Annotated in this window: 18 protein-coding genes; 11 read left to right on the top strand and 7 right to left on the bottom strand. The window is 56.1% G+C overall.

Going from position 1 to position 17,807, the window contains the following annotated elements:
* Positions 1–19: 19 nt before the first annotated feature.
* Entirely contained in the window at positions 20–2,212 is a 2,193-nt protein-coding gene (locus ABS758_RS08345) for an OsmC domain/YcaO domain-containing protein (RefSeq protein WP_350381372.1), read from the bottom strand.
* Positions 2,213–2,609: 397 nt separating this feature from the next.
* Between ABS758_RS08345 and ABS758_RS08340 the strand changes: the two genes are divergently transcribed.
* Complete coding sequence (locus tag ABS758_RS08340; protein WP_350381373.1) at positions 2,610–2,927, top strand: DUF4148 domain-containing protein; 318 nt, start codon at positions 2,610–2,612, stop codon at positions 2,925–2,927.
* A gap of 62 nt (positions 2,928–2,989) precedes the next feature.
* On the opposite strand, the gene ABS758_RS08335 is transcribed toward ABS758_RS08340, so the two are convergent.
* Complete coding sequence (locus ABS758_RS08335) at positions 2,990–4,078, bottom strand: NADH:flavin oxidoreductase/NADH oxidase (RefSeq protein ID WP_350381374.1); 1,089 nt, start codon at positions 4,076–4,078, stop codon at positions 2,990–2,992.
* A gap of 98 nt (positions 4,079–4,176) precedes the next feature.
* On the opposite strand from ABS758_RS08335, the gene ABS758_RS08330 reads away from it, so the two are divergent.
* The gene (locus ABS758_RS08330) at positions 4,177–4,473 is read left to right on the top strand and encodes an ArsR/SmtB family transcription factor (protein WP_350381375.1); all 297 of its coding nucleotides are present in this window, start codon (positions 4,177–4,179) and stop codon (positions 4,471–4,473) included.
* A gap of 196 nt (positions 4,474–4,669) precedes the next feature.
* Here ABS758_RS08330 and ABS758_RS08325 read toward each other — a convergent pair whose 3' ends face one another.
* Positions 4,670–5,491, bottom strand: coding sequence for a response regulator transcription factor (locus tag ABS758_RS08325; RefSeq protein ID WP_350381376.1), 822 nt, complete (start codon positions 5,489–5,491; stop codon positions 4,670–4,672).
* Between the two features lie 130 nt (positions 5,492–5,621).
* Between ABS758_RS08325 and ABS758_RS08320 the strand changes: the two genes are divergently transcribed.
* Both ABS758_RS08320 and ABS758_RS08315 read left to right on the top strand, forming a co-directional pair.
* Positions 5,622–7,154, top strand: a complete 1,533-nt coding sequence (locus ABS758_RS08320) for an amino acid permease (protein WP_350381377.1) — start codon at positions 5,622–5,624, stop codon at positions 7,152–7,154.
* Positions 7,155–7,162: 8 nt separating this feature from the next.
* Positions 7,163–7,969, top strand: a complete 807-nt coding sequence (locus ABS758_RS08315) for an SDR family NAD(P)-dependent oxidoreductase (protein ID WP_350381378.1) — start codon at positions 7,163–7,165, stop codon at positions 7,967–7,969.
* Positions 7,970–8,036: 67 nt separating this feature from the next.
* Here ABS758_RS08315 and ABS758_RS08310 read toward each other — a convergent pair whose 3' ends face one another.
* Together ABS758_RS08310 and ABS758_RS08305 are read right to left on the bottom strand one after the other, a co-directional pair.
* Complete coding sequence (locus ABS758_RS08310; protein ID WP_350381379.1) at positions 8,037–8,498, bottom strand: type II toxin-antitoxin system YhaV family toxin; 462 nt, start codon at positions 8,496–8,498, stop codon at positions 8,037–8,039.
* A complete protein-coding gene (locus tag ABS758_RS08305; RefSeq protein ID WP_350381381.1) occupies positions 8,495–8,824 on the bottom strand; it encodes a type II toxin-antitoxin system PrlF family antitoxin in 330 nt (109 codons plus the stop codon). Before ABS758_RS08305 ends, ABS758_RS08310 begins: the two co-directional genes overlap by 4 nt.
* Positions 8,825–9,066: 242 nt before the next feature.
* Between ABS758_RS08305 and hydA the strand changes: the two genes are divergently transcribed.
* Genes hydA through ABS758_RS08280 form a run of 5 tightly spaced genes read left to right on the top strand, consistent with a single transcriptional unit; the run spans position 9,067 to position 13,577 of the window.
* Positions 9,067–10,521 (top strand): dihydropyrimidinase, encoded by a 1,455-nt coding sequence (gene hydA / locus ABS758_RS08300; RefSeq protein ID WP_350381383.1) that lies wholly within the window; start codon positions 9,067–9,069, stop codon positions 10,519–10,521.
* Positions 10,522–10,547: 26 nt separating this feature from the next.
* Complete coding sequence (locus ABS758_RS08295) at positions 10,548–11,402, top strand: transporter substrate-binding domain-containing protein (protein WP_350381385.1); 855 nt, start codon at positions 10,548–10,550, stop codon at positions 11,400–11,402.
* Positions 11,403–11,412: 10 nt separating this feature from the next.
* Entirely contained in the window at positions 11,413–12,198 is a 786-nt protein-coding gene (locus tag ABS758_RS08290) for an amino acid ABC transporter ATP-binding protein (protein WP_350381387.1), read from the top strand.
* 9 nt (positions 12,199–12,207) lie between these two features.
* Positions 12,208–12,885: an amino acid ABC transporter permease gene (locus tag ABS758_RS08285; RefSeq protein ID WP_350381389.1), complete on the top strand. Its 678-nt coding sequence runs from the start codon at positions 12,208–12,210 to the stop codon at positions 12,883–12,885.
* Positions 12,886–12,896: 11 nt separating this feature from the next.
* The gene (locus ABS758_RS08280) at positions 12,897–13,577 is read left to right on the top strand and encodes an amino acid ABC transporter permease (protein WP_350381391.1); all 681 of its coding nucleotides are present in this window, start codon (positions 12,897–12,899) and stop codon (positions 13,575–13,577) included.
* On the opposite strand, the gene ABS758_RS08275 is transcribed toward ABS758_RS08280, so the two are convergent.
* Positions 13,578–14,468 carry a LysR family transcriptional regulator gene (locus ABS758_RS08275; RefSeq protein ID WP_350381393.1) on the bottom strand — a complete coding sequence of 297 codons (891 nt, stop codon included), beginning with the start codon at positions 14,466–14,468 and terminating at the stop codon, positions 13,578–13,580.
* A 104-nt stretch (positions 14,469–14,572) separates the two neighbouring features.
* Between ABS758_RS08275 and ABS758_RS08270 the strand changes: the two genes are divergently transcribed.
* Both ABS758_RS08270 and ABS758_RS08265 read left to right on the top strand, forming a co-directional pair.
* The gene (locus ABS758_RS08270) at positions 14,573–15,247 is read left to right on the top strand and encodes an aspartate/glutamate racemase family protein (RefSeq protein ID WP_350381395.1); all 675 of its coding nucleotides are present in this window, start codon (positions 14,573–14,575) and stop codon (positions 15,245–15,247) included.
* A gap of 109 nt (positions 15,248–15,356) precedes the next feature.
* Complete coding sequence (locus ABS758_RS08265; protein ID WP_350381397.1) at positions 15,357–16,298, top strand: N-carbamoyl-D-amino-acid hydrolase; 942 nt, start codon at positions 15,357–15,359, stop codon at positions 16,296–16,298.
* Positions 16,299–16,303: 5 nt separating this feature from the next.
* Here ABS758_RS08265 and ABS758_RS08260 read toward each other — a convergent pair whose 3' ends face one another.
* On the bottom strand, positions 16,304–17,749 hold the full coding sequence (locus tag ABS758_RS08260) for an NAD-dependent succinate-semialdehyde dehydrogenase (protein WP_350381399.1): 1,446 nt from the start codon (positions 17,747–17,749) through the stop codon (positions 16,304–16,306).
* Between the last annotated feature and the right edge of the window lie 58 nt (positions 17,750–17,807).

The raw sequence follows: 17,807 nt of genomic DNA, 5'->3' as shown, positions 1-17,807 counted from the left end.
GGGGCCGAGACGGTAAGGCTCAAACCAGCTTAGCCCGTGCCTGATGCGTTTTTTTGTAGCTGTCGATCAATCGATGGTGTCTGTCGAGGCCCTCTAGTTTCATACTCGTCGGCGTCAACCCGAAGAAGCGTGTGCGGCCGTCCACGGCATCCATGACGGCATCCATCCGAGCGTCGCCAAACATCCGGCGGAAGTTGACGATGTAATCGTCCAGCGCCAAGTCATCATCGAGCAGCACTTCCAGAACCACATTCAATGCCTGGTAAAACAATCCACGTTCGACCGTATTGTCGTTGTACTGCAGGAAGGCGCCTGTCAGCTCTTGCGCCGCCTCAAATCGCTGCAAGGCGAGCTGAATCAGCAGCTTCAATTCGAGAACCGTCAGTTGCCCCCAAGCTGTGTTTTCGTCGAATTCGATACCGATCAATGAGGAAACCTTGGAGTACTCATCCAGGTCATTGCTCTCCAGTCGCTCAAGCAGCGCTGCCAGGCCGTCATCATCCAAGTGATGCACGTTTAAAATGTCGGTGCGAAATAGCAGCGCCTTGTTTGTGTTGTCCCAGATCAGATCCTCTATCGGGTAGATCTCCGAATAGCCGGGCACCAAGATCCGGCAGGCGATGGCACCCAGTTGGTCATACACTGCCATATATACCTCTTTGCCCATGCCTTTGAGAATATCGAATAGTGTTGCTGCTTCCTGGACATTAGAATTCTCACCCAGACCAGAAAAATCCCATTCGACAAAATCAAAATCGGCTTTGGCACTGAAAAAACGCCACGACACAACGCCACTGGAATCAATAAAGTGCTCGACAAAGTTATTTGGTTCAGTCACAGCATCACTGACAAAGGTGGGCTGAGGAAAATCGTTCAGGCCTTCGATACTGCGCCCCTGCAGCAATTCAGTAAGGCTGCGTTCCAGTGCCACCCCGAAGCTCGGGTGTGCGCCGAACGAAGCAAACACGCCGCCTGTCCTTGGGTTCATCAAGGTTACGCACATCACAGGGTAGGTTCCACCCAGTGACGCGTCCATGACCAGCACCGGAAAACCCTGTTCTTCCAGCCCATGAATCCCAGCCAGGATGCCGGGGTATTTTGCGAGCACTTCGGGCGGCACGGTAGGCAATGCAAGTTCGCCTTCCAGGATTTCACGTTTTACAGCCCGCTCGAAGATTTCGGAAAGAGATTGCACCTGTGCCTCGGCCAGGGTATTACCAGCACTCATTCCGTTGCTGACGAATAAATTATCGATCAGATTGGACGGGAAATATACGACCTTGCCGTCAGACTGCCGTACATATGGCAAAGAACATATACCGCGCTGTACATTGCCAGAGTTGGTGTCATGCAGATGCGAGCTGCGAAGCTCGCCATCCGGATCGTAAATTTTCAGACAGTACGCATCCAGAATCTCAGTTGGCAGTGAGTCTTTGGGTCCGGGCTTGAACCAGCGTTCATCCGGGTAATGTACGAATGCTGCATCGGCAATATCTTCACCCCAGAATGCGTCGCTATAGAAATAATTGCAATTCAGGCGTTCGATGAATTCTCCTAATGCCGATGCCAAAGCGCTTTCTTTGGTTGCTCCCTTGCCATTGGTGTAGCACATCGGCGAGTGCGCATCGCGGATGTGCAGCGACCACACATTGGGGACGAGATTGCGCCACGAGGCAATTTCAATTTTGATACCCAGGCCCGCCAAGAACCCTGACATATTGGCGATTGTCTGCTCTAACGGAAGATCCTTGCCCGCAATATAAGTACTGGCATCGGCAGCTGGCTTCAGCGTCAGCAACGACTGGGCATCAGCATCTAAATTCTCTACCTCTTCGATGACAAAATCGGGGCCAGCCTGCACCACCCTTTTTACGGTACAACGCTCGATTGAGCGCAAGATGCCCCGGCGGTCCAGTTCCGAAATGTCCGATGGCAACTCGACCTGGATCTTGAAAATCTGCTGGTATCGGTTTTCGGGATCAACAATATTATTTTGCGATAGATGGATGTTTTCGGTAGGGATGTTGCGCGTCACGCAATATAACTTCACAAAATAGGCAGCACATAAAGCCGACGAAGCCAGAAAATAATCGAATGGGCCGGGTGCGGAACCGTCGCCCTTATAGCGGATAGGTTGATCGGCCACAACCGTGAAGTCATCAAATTTTGCCTCAAGACGTAGCTTATCGAGAAAATTGACTTTGATTTCCATGAGAGGATTCTTTAAATTGTTTTAAAAAGACGCTATCTATCTGATAGGCATTTGATGACCTGGCACTCTGATTTACATAGAGGCTCAGGCCTTGAGATACTGCCAATAATCCTTAAGCAAAGCTGCGCCACAGTCCATGATGCTAACCCAGCCATAGGCAGCACGCTTTGTTGCGTCGCGTGGCAGACCTGGTCGATCAAGGAGAGATCAAGCCTCACCCGGGCTGTCGTGGAAGAGAGGTGATTAGTCACGAAAATGAAATATTGAATTCATCGTAGACCTATTTAATGCGGCGCAGCAAAAGCGCACACTGTTTCCAACAGCACAGGACATGACTCACCAAGCGGAAAGCCCGTGAATCCTGTACTGACTCATACTCCAAATGAAGGAAACCATCATGAAAGTCACCACCGCCGCCTCTATCGCCCTCTTGTCCCTAGGTCTGGCCTCTGCCGGTATCGCACAGGCTGACCAAGCGCTTTATTATCCCCAAACCTCGACCCCCAGCACGGAAACCCGTGCAGAAGTGGTTCAAGCGCTGCGCTTGGCCCAATCACAAGGGCAGGTTGTCATGGGTGAACAGTCTGATTACCCGAAGCTGCAAAGCGATACGCCGGCCTTGAGCCGCGCTGAAGTGGTGCGCGAACTGGATCAGGCCAAGAGCGCTGGTCTGCTGACCGTGGGTGAGAGCGCTCACTATCCGCAAGTGCTGTAATCAGCGCCTTGCCGTTTCACTTTCAAGCCTGCCACGCTGATTGCGTGGCAGGCTTTTTTGATTTAGTAACGTGCAAGCCAGTGGGCATAGGGCGCCGGTAATGTCCACGAGGCGTGCTCGATGCCAAGTGTCTTTGCTGCGTAATACGCCCAATGGGGGTTTGCCAGGTGGCTTTTGCCCACCATCGCCAAATCAAGCTGCTCTTCCTTGACGGCGTGCTCCGCAACATCTGGAGTGCCAAAGCCCCAGGCGGCAGAGACAGGACTATTTGCTTCCTGGCGCACCCGTTTTGCAATCGGCCCCAGAAAACCAGGCGCCCAGGGGATGGAGACGTCGGCAATGGTAAAGCCGATGCTGACATTGATCATGTCCATGCCAGCCGCTTTGAAATCACGCACAAGCCCGATCGACTCAATGAGCGTTTGCTCGTCGCGCCCGTCGTACTCGATGACGCCAAAGCGCACCGTCAGCGGGAGATTTTCTGGCCACACTTCGCGGACGGCCTTTAGGGTTTCAAGCAGAAACCGTCCACGGTTCTCAACGCTTCCACCATAGATGTCATCGCGGTGATTGGAGTGCGCAGAAAAGAAAGTCTGTGCCAGATAACCGTGTGCAAAATGCAGCTCCAGCCATTCAAAGCCAGCCTCTCTGGCCCGTTTTGCCGCATCCACAAAATCCTGGCGGACGCGTGCGATGTCGTCCAGGGTCATCGCCCGCGGCTGCTTGGGTAAGCCCTTACCGTACGCAATGGCCGAGGGAGCAATCGTCTGCCAGCCGCGTGGGTCGTTTTCGGGGATGTGGTCGTCGCCCTCCCAGGGGCGATTTGCACTGGCCTTTCTGCCCGCGTGGGCGATTTGGATGCCCGGCACCGCCCCGGCAGCTTTGATTGCCCGCGCCACCGGTACAAAGGCCTGAGCCTGTTGGTCGTTCCAGATTCCTGTGCAGCCGGGAGTGATGCGCCCCTCGGGCGATACGGCTGTGGCCTCGACGATGACAAGCCCGGCGCCGCCGCGCGCCATACCGGCGTAGTGTGACAAATGCCAATCGTTGGCAAGCCCATGAACCGCCATGTATTGGCACATGGGCGGGACAGCAATACGATTGCGCAGGGAAACGTCTTTAAGTTTGAAGGGTTGAAACAAAGCAGACATGATGGCCCTTTGGGAAGAGGAAAGGCTGAATTGTATTCGTTTGTTCGAATGAATACGAACAATAGAATTATTGTAATCCAAAGGGTATGATGCTGCTCATGCGTCCTTTCAAGCATCCCGCTACCAGTGAGTTATCTCTCGAACGCGTGCTCTACGCGTTAAGCGACTCCATTCGTCTCGATATCGTGCGGCAACTTGCCCGTGTCGATGCAGCCACCTGCGGCGAGCTGGATGGTGGGCGTCCCAAGTCTACCGTCTCTCATCATTTCAAGGTGTTGCGTGAGGCCGGGTTGGTGTTTACAGAAAACAATGGCACGGTCCACATAAACACCTTACGACGTGCCGATATTGAAAGCCGATTTCCCGGCTTGTTGGCAGCGGTATTGGCGCAGTAAGCAGCTAAGGTAAGGGGCTGCACGTCCTGCAGTCATTTGGCGTTGATTGATCAGTGGCATCCCTGTAAGCACTGATCGGGGTGCGGCGTCTCAACTACCCCCTCGGTGAGCGCCATACTGCCGATGCTATTAGCGCGCGGCTGACGATGCGGGACATGAAGAGGGTGTTGCGCTGCATGTGCAACGAATGTACGCGTCAGTCAAAGATATGCTGAATAAATAAACTAAACAGCCCCGACTGGCTATACACCTGCAGCTTTGCATAGATGTGCTTGCGGTGGTTCTTCACGGTTCCTTCGGATAGTCCGAGGTTTGCCGCGATGGATACGGTGGAGTGGCCGCGCAAGATCATCGTGGCGATCAGGCGTTCGCGTGCGGTCAGGACGTCGCCGCCAAACGTATCCATGGCCTGGCTGAGTTGAGTATCTTTTGGATCTTCGTTTTCAGCACTGCCAGAAACCGGAAATCGGCCACGCCACTGGCTCTCCATCAATGCAATGACAGTAGTGGCCGTCGTCTGCAAGGCAGCAAACTCCTGCTCGGAAAACAGCGGGTGTGCCTGCTGGCGCATCAGCGAGTACGCGATATATGAGTCGTGGATACGAGTGAAAAAAACGATCTCTTCAGAAAGAGCTCCCGTCTCCATCGAAATGCAGGGGTGGAATTCTGGTGAGTTATAGTACTCGCCCTCGAAGAACTGATCGGGCGCCAGCGCTGATAAGCGGTAGAGGCCCGTTGGCATGTCTCTTCGGCAGGCGTCATAAACGGCATCCAGCAGATAAGTGCCGTTCAGGTAGTTTGCCATCACCGCCGAGGTGGAGACATGGTTCAGGCCATCGTGCAGTAAACGAGGCCGGGCTTGTAATGTGTAAGAAAAAATACAACTGATGTCAAAACCAGCAACAGCCCGCAAGGCGCTGTCCAGCGCGGGTGCAAACTGTTCTGTGCCAATTGCCCGGATAACGGACGGCAGCGTATCGGCCCATAAGCCGGAAGGCAGTGTTCGCGGTGAATTCACAGGTCTTTCCAACGAAAGGGCGATCGGATTTCGGGTTGACCCTATGTCCCCAATGGGACATAGACACCCTTGATTGTCGAAATTTATCGTTAAGGCTGCCGAGGGAACATCGGCGCCTTAGGAGAAGACGATGGGTGCAGACAAAGTATCACAAGGGGGCGTCAACTATAAAGCGGTTGATGCTTCTTACTTCGAGCAACGCCAGCTCAGGCGTCACGCCGGTGTGTTTACACTATGGATGATGGGCGTGGGTGCCGTCATCGCAGGTGATTACTCGGGCTGGAATATTGGCCTTGCAGACGGCGGGTTTGGTGGTCTGCTGATTTCCTTGCTTGTGGTGGGCTTCATGTATGTATGCCTGTGCGCATCCATCGGTGAGATGAGCGCAGCCCTGCCGCACACAGGTGGTGCGTATTCCTTTGCCCGCACGGCATTGGGGCCATGGGGGGGATATACCACAGGTCTGGCCGAAAACATCGAGTTCGTGCTGGCACCAGGGGGCAATATGTTCTTTATGAGCGCCTACCTTGCATCGATTACCGGAACTTCCATGGAGTGGCTGCCGCTCTGGTGGATTGGCGGTTATGCCATCATGCTGTTGCTCTCGACACGGGGCATTGAGCTGACCATGCGCGTGCTGGTCTGGGTGACAGTTGCAGCTGTACTTGTGCTGGTGTTTTTCTTTATCATCGCTATCCCTCAGGTAGACGTGGCAAAGAATGCTCTGAACATTGCTGAAGGTGGTGGGCTCTTACCCGAAGGAAACGGCCCGTGGTTGCCGTTTGGCATGACAGGGGTGCTAGCGACGCTGCCTTTTGCTGTGTATATGTTTCTTGCTGTTGAGCAACTGCCATTGGCCTCTGAGGAGGCCAAGAATCCCACACGCGATATGCCTCGAGCACTATTGCTCTCTGTGGTTGCACTCTTTTTCCTGGCCGTGGGCATGCTCTTTTTCAGCGCGTCCATTTCAACGGGGGCGCATGCGCTCAGTTCTGCCAGCGACTTGTTGTTGGATAATTTCAAGGCACTGTTGGGTGAGGGTTGGGCCAAGGTGCTTGCACTGACAGCCGTCCTGGGCTTGGGCGCAAGTTTTTTTGCAGGCAGCTTCGCCTGTGGGCGAAATATCTATTCGCTGTCCCGTGCGGGCTATTTTCCCACTGCAGTGTCGGTTACCAATCCCAAAACGCAAACGCCTGACCGTGCCTTGGTGACGGGCTCGGGCCTGGCCCTGATTGCACTTCTGGTGATTTGGTACCTTGGGGGCAGAAATAATATTGCGTTCATGGGCGGGTTCTTGGTCAGCATGATCGGCTTTGCTGGCATGATTTCTTACCTGCTGCAAAGCATCTCGTTTCTTCGCCTGCGGCGCATCTATCCTTCCATCAAACGGCCATTTGTCAGCCCACTTGGCAACTTTGGTGCGTATGTCACGATCGTGGTCTGCGTGGTCACGCTGGGCTATCTATTCATCAACCCGCTCTATCAGTGGGCTGCCATCACCGTCATGGCGTGGTACCTGATTGGACTTGCTTACTTCGCGCTTTATCGTCGTAACCACCTTGTGCTTTCGCCAGAAGAAGAGTTTGCGGTGACAGGTGGTGCGCGAGGGCAATCTATCGAAGAAGTTGAGAGCGATCTGGCGGCGCAGACCCGCCACGCCTGAATACGTCATTGAACGGTGACCAACCAATGGTTTTTACGGATGAGAAAATGGCTAACAGATTGAAAGGAAAAATGGCGATCGTCTCGGGCGGTGCCAGTGGTATGGGTGCTGCATCGGCCATCCTATTTGCGCAAGAGGGTGCCAAAGTGGCGATCGTCGATAGGAATGAAGCGCTGGCAGCGCAGACAGTTGCCGCGATCCAGGCAGCTGGTGGCGAAGCTCGGGCATGGATGGCTGATGTGTCAGATGAGGAAGTGGTTCTTGCCACAATGGCAGATATCACCGCAAAATTTGGTGCCGCAGATGTCCTGTTCAATCATGCAGGCACTATCCTGATCAAACCATTCCTGGATATTTCCCTCCAGGAATGGGACTGGCTACATGCAGTCAATGTCCGTTCCATGTTTCTGATGACGCGTGCAGCACTGCCGGCAATGATCAAGGCAGGGGGGGGCTCCATCATCTGCACATCTTCCATCTCCGCGGTGGCGGCCACTCCGGGTGAAGTACTGTACGACACCACAAAAGGGGCCGTCCATATGTTTGCACGTGCTATTGCCACGGAGTTTCGAGACCGGAACGTGCGCTGCAACGCGATCTGCCCCGGCTTTATTCGTACCCCGCACGGCTTGAGGGAAATCCAGGAACTTGCTGCACAAGGTGTTGACGCATCTGGCATCGGGCTGAAGGAACGACAGGGCCGTATTGGCGAACCCGAGGATGTCGCCAAGGCTGCGCTGTTTCTGGCCTGTGATGACTCAAGCTTCGTGACGGGCACCCATCTGTTTGTGGATAATGGGTTTACGGCGGCCTAGCGGGGCCGTTGCGGTAGGTTGATGTAGTGGAGGGGGCCAGCCTTTGGGAGGCTGGCTGACCGCTGGATTACTTAGCTTCTTTCAGAAGCTGATCCCAGTCATCAGGCGGGTGCCCGCTATCCAGCATTTTCGTGAACACCCGATAGGCGTCGTCTTCGCTCTCATAAGCCCGCTTGGTGTCTGTGTCGTTAACCCGGGCCAGCACGATCACTTTGCTGGGGGCGTGATAGCGAAAAAATAGACGGTACTGCTGAAAAAATTTAGCCCGGAACCAGTGCTTGTAATGGTCGCCCAGGGTGCGACCCTGCCGGTATTCTGGCTTCGTGGGGTCTTGCGGGATGATATCGAATGCCAGTTTTGTGATCGCTGCCAGCCGTTTGGTGGCATTTTTTTTTATGTATCCAGCAGGATCCCTTTTTTTGAGTGCTTCAACCTGCTGGGTGAGTCCGTTAAGTTGCGCAAGAAATGGTGGGTGTGCAAAAACCGTCCATCCGTGGATAAGCAGAGGAGTGCGTTTGCCCGTGCTCATTCATCGCCCGCCGATAGGGGCATGTCAAGCTCGATATCTGCACCCTCGGTGAGAGCTTGCAGGTGCTGTACGAGACTGTGATCGATTGCTTGCAAGCGGTCTGGGTGGTTGCTGATATCGCGAGCCAGAAAATCTAAAAATTTGCCAAGTACCGGGTCGGCGTCAGCCGGCGCACTGGCGCGTGTCAGCACCACTTGGCCGTCTGGGCGGATGGTGTAATGGATCTTGTCGCGCTTGCCCAACTGAAGGGCACGGCGCACGGTTTCTGGTACGGTGGTTTGGTAGCGGTCGGTCAGTGTGGATTCGACTTCCAGGATGGCAGACATGTCGTTCTCCAGAGAGCATCAGGCAGTGTACTCTATGTAGTAATGCAATTGCATTGCACGTGGTTTTGGTGTGCGCCACTCTTGCAGATAAAAACCCATGGCTAGGGTTTTCTCTAATATAACAATGCCTTATGGTGGGCTCATAAAACGGTACTCGTCCCTGGCTGGAATCACGCTTAGTATTTTGCCATCGGCCCGCAGTCCTGCATCTGGGTCTTGGCCGACAATCAGGAGAACGCGGTATGGAATTTGATCTGACGATACGCCATGGGCTGGTCTGCACTGAAGCGGGCCCCCAAGCGCTGGATATCGGGGTCAAGGACGGAATCATCACTGCACTGCAGGCCGGCTTGCCGGCCGGGCGCAAGGATGTGGACGCTCGGGGTCATACGGTGCTGCCCGGCGGCATCGACAGCCATTGCCATATCGAGCAGCTTTCTGGCATGGGGGTGATGACGGCAGACGATTTCTATACAGCCTCGCGTTCGGCGGCCTTTGGCGGCACCACCACCATTATTCCTTTTGCTGCTCAGCGCCAGGGGGATGATCTGCTTGAGGTGGTCAAGGATTACTCGCGCCTGGCCCGGGAAAAATCCGTCATTGATTATGCTTTCCATCTGATTTTGTCCGACCCCTCGGAAAAGACCCTGGTCGAACATCTGCCGCAAGTGATTGCCGAGGGCATCACCTCGTTCAAGGTGTACATGACATACGAGTCCTGGAAACTTGATGACTTCCAGTTGCTGGATGTGCTGCATGCCGCTGATCGCTACGGCGCCATGGTGATGGTGCACTGCGAAAATAATGACATCATCCGTTGGATCACGCGCCGCTTGCTGAGCGGGGGCCATGTCCACCCCAAATACCACGCTGTGGCGCATGACCCTCTGGCTGAAAGCGAGGCCACCAATCGTGCGATTGCGTTGTCGCGGCTCATGAGCGTACCGATTCTTATCGTGCACGTGGCGGGGCTTGAGGCTGTGCGCGTGATTCACGCCGCGCAAGCCATGGGAGCGCCCATTTATGCGGAAAGCTGCCCCCAGTACCTGTTTCTGACGGCCGAGGATATCGACAAACCCGGCGTAGAAGGCGCCAAGTTTTGCTGCAGCCCGCCGCCGCGTGATCCGCAATCGCAGGAGGCTGTCTGGGAAGGTCTCCTGAACGACACCCTGCAGGTTTTTTCATCCGACCATGCGCCTTACCGGTTTGATGAAACCGGTAAATTGCCCAATGGCGCGGCCACCACTTTCAAGCAGATGGCGAACGGCCTGCCGGGTATCGAGCTGCGCTTGCCGCTGTTGTATTCAGAGGGCGTGCGCACTGGCCGCATGAGCCTTGCGCAATTTGCCGCACTCACTGCAACCAATCATGCCCGCATGTATGGTTTGTATCCGCGCAAGGGTGTCATCCGGCTGGGCAGTGATGCCGATTTCGCGATCTGGGATCCGGATCTGAAAAAAACCGTCACCTGGGACATGCTGCACGACAACGTGGGCTACACACCCTACGAAGGCCGCGAAGTGACCGGCTGGCCAGTGGCAGTGTTCAGCCGTGGCCGCGCGGTGGTTGAAAACGAAACCCTGCTGGCGCGCGCCGGCGACGGCCAGTACCTGCCTTGCGGTGAACCCGCTCCTATTACTCGTAACAAGAAAGCCATCGAACAAGGCGTCATCGTCAAAAAACTCTTTGCACGCTGAGCCCCTTATCCACTCGGAGACAAGCCATGCATTATTTCAGCAAGAAGCTTTCCTTTATCGCCGCAGCCACTGGCTGCGCCCTGGCCTTGCAAGCGGCGCCCGCCCTGGCCGAGACCCTCACCACGGGGGTGGATCCCACGTTTTCGCCCATGGCCATGCAAAACCTCAAGGGCGGGCTCGAAGGCTTTAATGTGGATCTTGGCCATGCTCTGGCCAAAGAAATGGGGATCACGATAAAGATCGAACCCTCACAGTTCTCGGCCATCATCCCGGCATTGAACGCCGGCAAGTACGATTTTGTGTTGGCGCCCACCACGGCCACTGAACAGCGTGCGCAGTCGTTGCTGTTCTCCGAAGGGTATTTCAATACGGATTACACCTTCGTACAAAAAAAGAGTGTCAAACCGATCACTGATTTGTCCCAGTTGAAGGGCAAGACGGTGACTGTAAACAGTGGTTCTGCCTACGAGGCCTGGGCCAAGGCAAACGAGGCTCAGTACGGGTTCAAGTATCAGGTGTTCAGCACCACCGCCGATGCCATTCAGGCAGTGCTCTCCGGTCTGGCCGATGCTGCCTTGATCGACAACATCTCTGGCCCGTGGGCAGCCAAGAAAAACCCCATGCTGCAAACCAGCTACACCATCCGCTCGGGCAAGGTCTTTGCCTTGGTCTTCCGTAAGGATGATGTGAAGGGGCGTGATCGTCTGAGCAATGCGCTCAAGTGCCTGAAGAAGCAGGGCGTTGTGGCAGGGTTGGTGAAGAAATGGCTGGGTACCGATCCGGCGCCGGATGCTGCCTCCGTGGTTATCGAAACCGGCCAGGGTGTTCAAGGCCTGCCGGGCTACGATCCCACTCCGGCCACGTACAGCTGCAAATCCTGAGGGCAACGCAATGATTCAGGCAACCGAAACTGTCGCCACGCAAGCCACCGCAGCTGCAGCACCCATCTTGCAACTCAAGGGCTTGCGCAAGCAGTACGGCCACAATGAGGTGCTCAAGGGGGTTGATCTGGATGTGCATGCGGGCGAGATGGTTTTCATCATCGGCCCGTCGGGTTCGGGCAAGAGCAGCCTGCTGCGCTGTTGCAACCGCCTCGAGGAAACTTCCTCGGGCTCGATTCTGGTCGACGGCGAAGACATCACCGCGCCGCGAGCCGATCTGAACCGTATCCGCCAGAAAATCGGCATGGTCTTTCAGCACTTCAACCTGTACCGGCACATGAGTGTGTTGTCCAACATCACATTGGCCCTGCGCAAGGTACAAAAGTTGCCCAAGGCCGAGGCCGAAAAACAGGCCCACCACGCCCTTCAGCGAGTGGGTCTGGAGCAGCGTGCGGATTTTTATCCCGATCAGCTCTCTGGTGGGCAGCAGCAGCGTGTGGGCATTGCTCGCGCCCTGGCCTTGAATCCCAAGATTGTGTTGTTTGACGAGCCCACCAGCGCGCTTGATCCCGAGCTGGTGGGCAGTGTGCTGAAGGTCATGAAAGATCTCAAGGCAGGCGGCATGACGATGGTGGTGGTCTCGCACGAAATGAGCTTTGCCATGGCGGCGGCCGATCGTGTGGTCTTCATGGATGGCGGCAACATCATCGAGCAGGGGCCACCCAGCGAAGTCTTTGGCAACCCCAAGCACGAACGCACCAAGGCCTTTTTGTCCAGTGTGTCCCACAACTACTGAGGTTGCGCCATGGATCTCTCTGCACTGCGCTTTGCTTTCTTTAACCCAGATGTGGCGCGTCAGGCCATCGATCCTGTGCTGCAGGGCATGTGGATTACCGTCCAGCTGGGGGTGCTGATTACCCTGACAGGGCTGGCTGCGGGTTTGGTGCTGGCCTTTATCCGTGCATTGCACCTGCGCGCCCTCAACGTTTTTATTATTGCCTTTGCTGATGTGATGCGTGCGCTGCCACCATTGGTGGTGCTGATGGTGCTGTTCTTTGCCTTTCCCTACGTTGGCCTGGCGATGTCTGCCTTTTTTGCCACCTGGCTTGCGCTCTCTCTGGTGCTCACCGCCTTTGCCGAAGAAATTTTCTGGGCGGGCATACAGTCCATTCCCAAGGGGCAGGCCGAGGCCGCCCGTTCTACGGGTATGAGCTGGTTTCAGTCCATGATTTATGTCGTGGTGCCCCAGGCTTGCAAGCTGGCTGTGCCGCCGCTTACCAACCGGGTGATTGCCATCACCAAGGCCACTGCGCTGGGCGCTATTGTGGGCCTGAGTGAAGTACTCAATAACGCGCAAACTGCCAGCAGCACCTTGGGCAACGCCACACCACTTACCTTGGGGGCGATTGGTTGCCTGGTGATTTTCGTGCCCATCGTGGTGGGCAGCCGCTTGCTTGAGCACCGATTCCGCTGGAAGAACTGACGAGGCCCGCCATGCAGGAAATTATTCATAATTTCTTCAACCTGGAAATCTACCAGGAAGTTACTCCTTACCTGCTCGAAGGCCTGTGGATGACGGTGCTGCTCTCAGCGCTGGTGATCCCCTTGGGCATGTTTTTTGGTTTGGTTGCAGCTGTTCTGCACCAGGAGATGCGTTGCCGCAGCTTGCGGGTGGCGTTGATGGTGTACATCGACATTTTCCGCTCCTTGCCACCGTTGGTGCTGCTGATCTTCATTTATTTTGGCTTGCCGTTTCTCAATCTGGATATACCCAAGCTGCTGGCTGTGGCGCTGTGCTTCACGCTAAACACCAGCGCCTACTTTGGCGAAGTATTTCGGGCCGGCTTTGAGAGCGTGCCTAAAGGCCAAATGGAGGCTGCACGGTCAACCGGCCTGTCGCGCCTGCAAACGCTGATCCATGTGCAAATACCTCAGGCCACGCGCGCGGTGATGCCCGATCTCATCAGTAATGCCCTGGAAGTGGTGAAACTGACTACCCTGGCCAGTGCGGTTTCGCTGCCAGAGATGCTGTATCTGGCCCGCAATGCACAATCGCTGCTGTACAACCCTTCACCGCTGGTGCTGGCCGCAATTTTCTACCTGATTATTTTGCTGCCCATCGTGCGTTACCTGGGCAGGCTCGAGCAGCGCAAGCTGGCGGCCATGAGCCACTGACTAAAGCTGGCTGGCTTCCTGCGTGATGATGTCGCCGAAGGCACGCGCCAACAAGGAGAGCGGCTCGTAGCGTGAGCTGGCCAGATACAGCTCTAGCGTATGGCGCTGCTTCAAGGGGCGTACCAGTAGTTGATCATTTCGGCGGGCAGCCGCCATGGCCACCGCCTGATCCACGATACCGGCCCCGATGCCTTGCGCCACCAGATCGCAGACATTTTGCTGGGTGTCGACTTCGATCAGGATGTGTTCAGGGGCGTGATCGTCGCCAAACATGCGTGTTAGTACTTTGGCCAGCGGCGAGCCACTGCGGTAGGCCACCAGAGGCTGGTCTTGCAGCTGGGACAGATCGATGACCGGCTGGATGGCTAGCGGATGCTGGCTGGGTAGCACGCATACCAGGGGAAGAGAGCCAACCCGCGTTGCTGTCAGGTTGGGATGGGTGACGGGCATGAACAGCAGGCCGATTTCGCACTCGCCATCGAGAATGCTGCGTACCAGTGCGTCATATGTCAGCAAGCGCAGGCGAATGCGGATTTCGGGGTGCTGAGCGACGAAGCGCTGGATGCACTGTGGCATCAGGCCGTGGCCCAGGCTGGGGCTGCTGACGATGCCCAGGAGGCCCTGCTTTTTTTCGCCCAGTTGCGTTGCCAGTGTGGAGATACGCGTGATGCCCTGATACACCGACTGCACTTCGTCAAACAGCAGGCGTGCTTCGGCGGTTGGATACAGGCGGCCCTTGATGCGCTCGAACAGTGGGTAGCCGAGTTGTTGTTCTGTATGGGCCAGCAGGCGGCTGATGGCAGGTTGCGAGACAAACAGCAACTTGGCTGCCGAACTGACCGAACCGGTCACCATGATGGCCCGGAATGTATGGATCTGTTTGAGGTTCATCGGCAGCGATGCCCATAACAAAAGGTTAATACCAGGGGACGAATCAGTATATCAAGGTGGCGAAGCTTCACAGATAGAATGGATTCAAGCGATAGGAGGTCGGCATGAACCCAACCATTTACGTCATTAATCCCAATAGTCTCGAGGCTGTCACACGCGGCTTGCAGGACAGTTTGGCATTGTTTCAGCAGGCGGGTGGGTGTGCGATTGAATGCCTCACTTTGCACGAGGGCCCGGCGGGTATTCAAAGCGAACAAGATGTGGCTGCGTGTGCCGTACTGGTGGGCAAGCGTGTGACCGCATTGGCCCGGCAAGCAGATAAGCCGGCAGCGGCATTTGTCATCGCTTGCTTCAGCGATCCTGGTTTGCATCTTGCCCGCAGTCTGGTAAAGCAGCCTGTGCTGGGCATCAATGAATGCGGCCTGCTTACCGCCTTGGCCCTTGGCCAGCGCGTGGGCGTGATTGCCATCTTGCCCACCCTCATGGGCCGCCACGCGCGAGCCTATGCAGCAGCGGGCATCAGCTCGCGTATTGCGGGCGAGTACCCATTGGATCTGTCTGTGGCTCAGTTGCAGGATGCAGAAACCACGCGCGCACGCATGCTGGCCGTGGGGCGTCGCCTGGTGCAAGAGAACCACGCTGACGTCCTGGTTTTGGGCTGCGCGGGCATGTCCCATTACCGCGCCTGGCTGGAGGACAGCTTGGGTGTGCCGGTCGTTGATCCCACTTTGGCAGCAGTAGCTATGGCATTGGGGCGGGTGGCCACTGCCCGGCAATAAACCGCATACAGCCCATTTGTCGGTGCACGCCCGGGCCGATGCCCAGAGGCGCCTGCGCGGGTTCTGCAGATCGCTTTATCGAACATTTTTATCTGGTTTTGGAGTTTTTATGAGCAAGAGCACATCATCCCGAAAGTTTGGCCTGGCTGTCGCCCAGGTGGGTGGCATTGATCTGGCGGACACGCGAGCCAGCGTGGTCAAACGCTTACTCGAGATGTTGCGTGAAGCGCACAGCCGGGGCGCGCGATTCGTGGTGTTTCCCGAGCTTACGCTCACTACTTTTTTTCCGCGCTACTGGGCGCCGATGGAAGAAGTTGAGGCCCGCTATTTTGAAAAAACGATGCCTAACGCTGACGTGCAGCCGCTGTTTGACGAGGCCCGGCGTATGGGTGTGGGCTTTTACCTGGGCTATGCCGAGCTCACCCCTGAAGGCCGACGCTATAACACGTCGATTTTGGTGAACCAGGCGGGAGAGATCGTGGGCAAGTACCGCAAAATCCACTTGCCCGGCCACGATGACCACAAGGTGGGCGCACCCTTTCAACACCTGGAAAAAAAGTATTTCGACGTCGGTGAAGACACTTGGACGGTATCGAATGTGGATGGCATTCGCACGGGGATGTGCCTGTGCAATGATCGCCGCTGGCCGGAAACCTGGCGTGTCATGGGCCTGCAAAGCGCCGAGTTGATCGTGTTGGGCTACAACACCCCGGCGCACAATATCCACTGGCCCGAGCCCGTGCATCTGCGTATGCAATCGCACCTGCTATCCATGCAATCCGGGGCTTACCAGAACTGCGTATGGGCGGCAGCTGCCGGCAAAACCGGCTTTGAAGATGGCTTCCACTTGATTGGCGGCTCCGTCATTGTGTCGCCGGCGGGCGAGATCGTGGCGCAGGCCGCCACCGAAGAAGACGAAGTCATCACGGCCAATATTGATCTGGCGATGGGTGAGAACTTCCGCAAGAACATCTTTGATTTTGCGCGTCACCGCCGCCCCGAGCACTATCGCCTGATTGTTGATCGCGTGGGGGCGGGTGAGCCGCTGTAGAGCGCTCAGGAGGCCGTCACGGAGGCAGCCTTGGTGTTCAGGTAGGCCTCGAGGGCTTCGGGGCCGCCTTCGGAACCGTAGCCAGACTCTTTAACGCCGCCAAATGGCAGTTCTGGAGAGGGGGTTGCGGCTTGGTTCACCCAGAGCATGCCAGTCTCCAGCCGCGTCAGTAGTTGGTGTACGTTTTCGTAGGAACGGGTAAAGGCATAGGCTGCCAGTCCATAGGGCAGGCGGTTGGCTTCGGCGATTGCTTCATCCAGTTCATCGAAGGCCCATAAGCCAGCAACGGGACCAAAGGGCTCTTGGTTGAACAGGGCAGAGTGTGTGCTGAGATGGCTGATCACTGTGGGCGTAAAGAAATTGCCTTCTGTGTCCAGACGCTCGCCGCCCGTCAAAATATGGGCGCCTTGGTTGTGTGCGTCCTCTATCAGATGTTCCATGGCGGAAATACGACGCGGGTTGGCCAACGGGCCCAGGCTTGTTTGCGCATCCAGACCATCGCCAAGCCGCAAGTTCTCTGCATAATGCACCAGGCCATGAGCAACATCGTCCAGCAGGCTGCGATGGACAAGAAAGCGGGTGGGTGAGATGCACACTTGTCCAGCATTGCGAAATTTGGCTCGGGCCATGGCGTGGATGGCTTGCTCAAGATTTGCATCGCGGGCAATGATCACAGGGGCATGGCCGCCCAGTTCCATGGTGGTCCTTTTCATGTGCAGACCCGCCAGCGCAGCCAGACGCTTGCCGACGGCAGTCGAGCCTGTAAAGGTGACTTTACGAATAACAGGATGCGGGATCAGATAAGAGGAAATCTGTTCCGGGTCTCCATAAACCAAGCCGACAACGCCGGCCGGTGCGCCTGCATCGACAAACGTCTGCATCAACGCAGCTGGCGAGGCGGGTGTCTCTTCTGATGCTTTGCATAAGAACGAGCAACCCGCGGCCAGTGCTGCACCCAGTTTCCGGACAACCTGATTGATCGGGAAGTTCCATGGGGTAAAGGCTGCCACGGGCCCCACTGGTTCTTTAAGCACATATTGCTGCATATTTGGGTGGCGGGCAGGTACCAGGCGCCCATAAATTCTGAGGCCCTCGTCAGCAAACCATTCGAGAGTCGACGCGCCCGCCAGCACTTCGGCCTGAGATTCTTGCAACGGTTTGCCTTGCTCCAAGGTCATCAGTCGCGCGATGTGTACGGCTCGTTCTCGCAGCAAGGCGGCAGCCTTGCGCATGATCTCTGAGCGCTTGTAAGCGGGTAAGGCGCGCCAATCGTTAAAGCCTGTCTGTGCCGCTGCCAGGGCTCGGTCCAGATCGTGAATGCTGGCGTATGCCACACGCCCAATCAGGCGGCCATTGGCTGGGTTAAGAACTTCTTGCGTGCGGCCATCCTGGGCATCGACCCATGCGTTGGCGATTAGCAGTTGAGTGTCTGGGTAGTGCGGTTCAGTCATCTCTGGCCTCGTGTTTTTTACTTAAAGGATTGCGTTTTCTTAAAGTGCTTATTATTAT

This window comes from Castellaniella sp. FW104-7C03 (genome assembly GCF_040276085.1).
Lineage (GTDB): Bacteria > Pseudomonadota > Gammaproteobacteria > Burkholderiales > Burkholderiaceae_B > Castellaniella.
The sequence above is the reverse complement of the archived record's forward strand: the minus strand, read 5'-3'. Positions and strand labels throughout refer to the sequence as shown.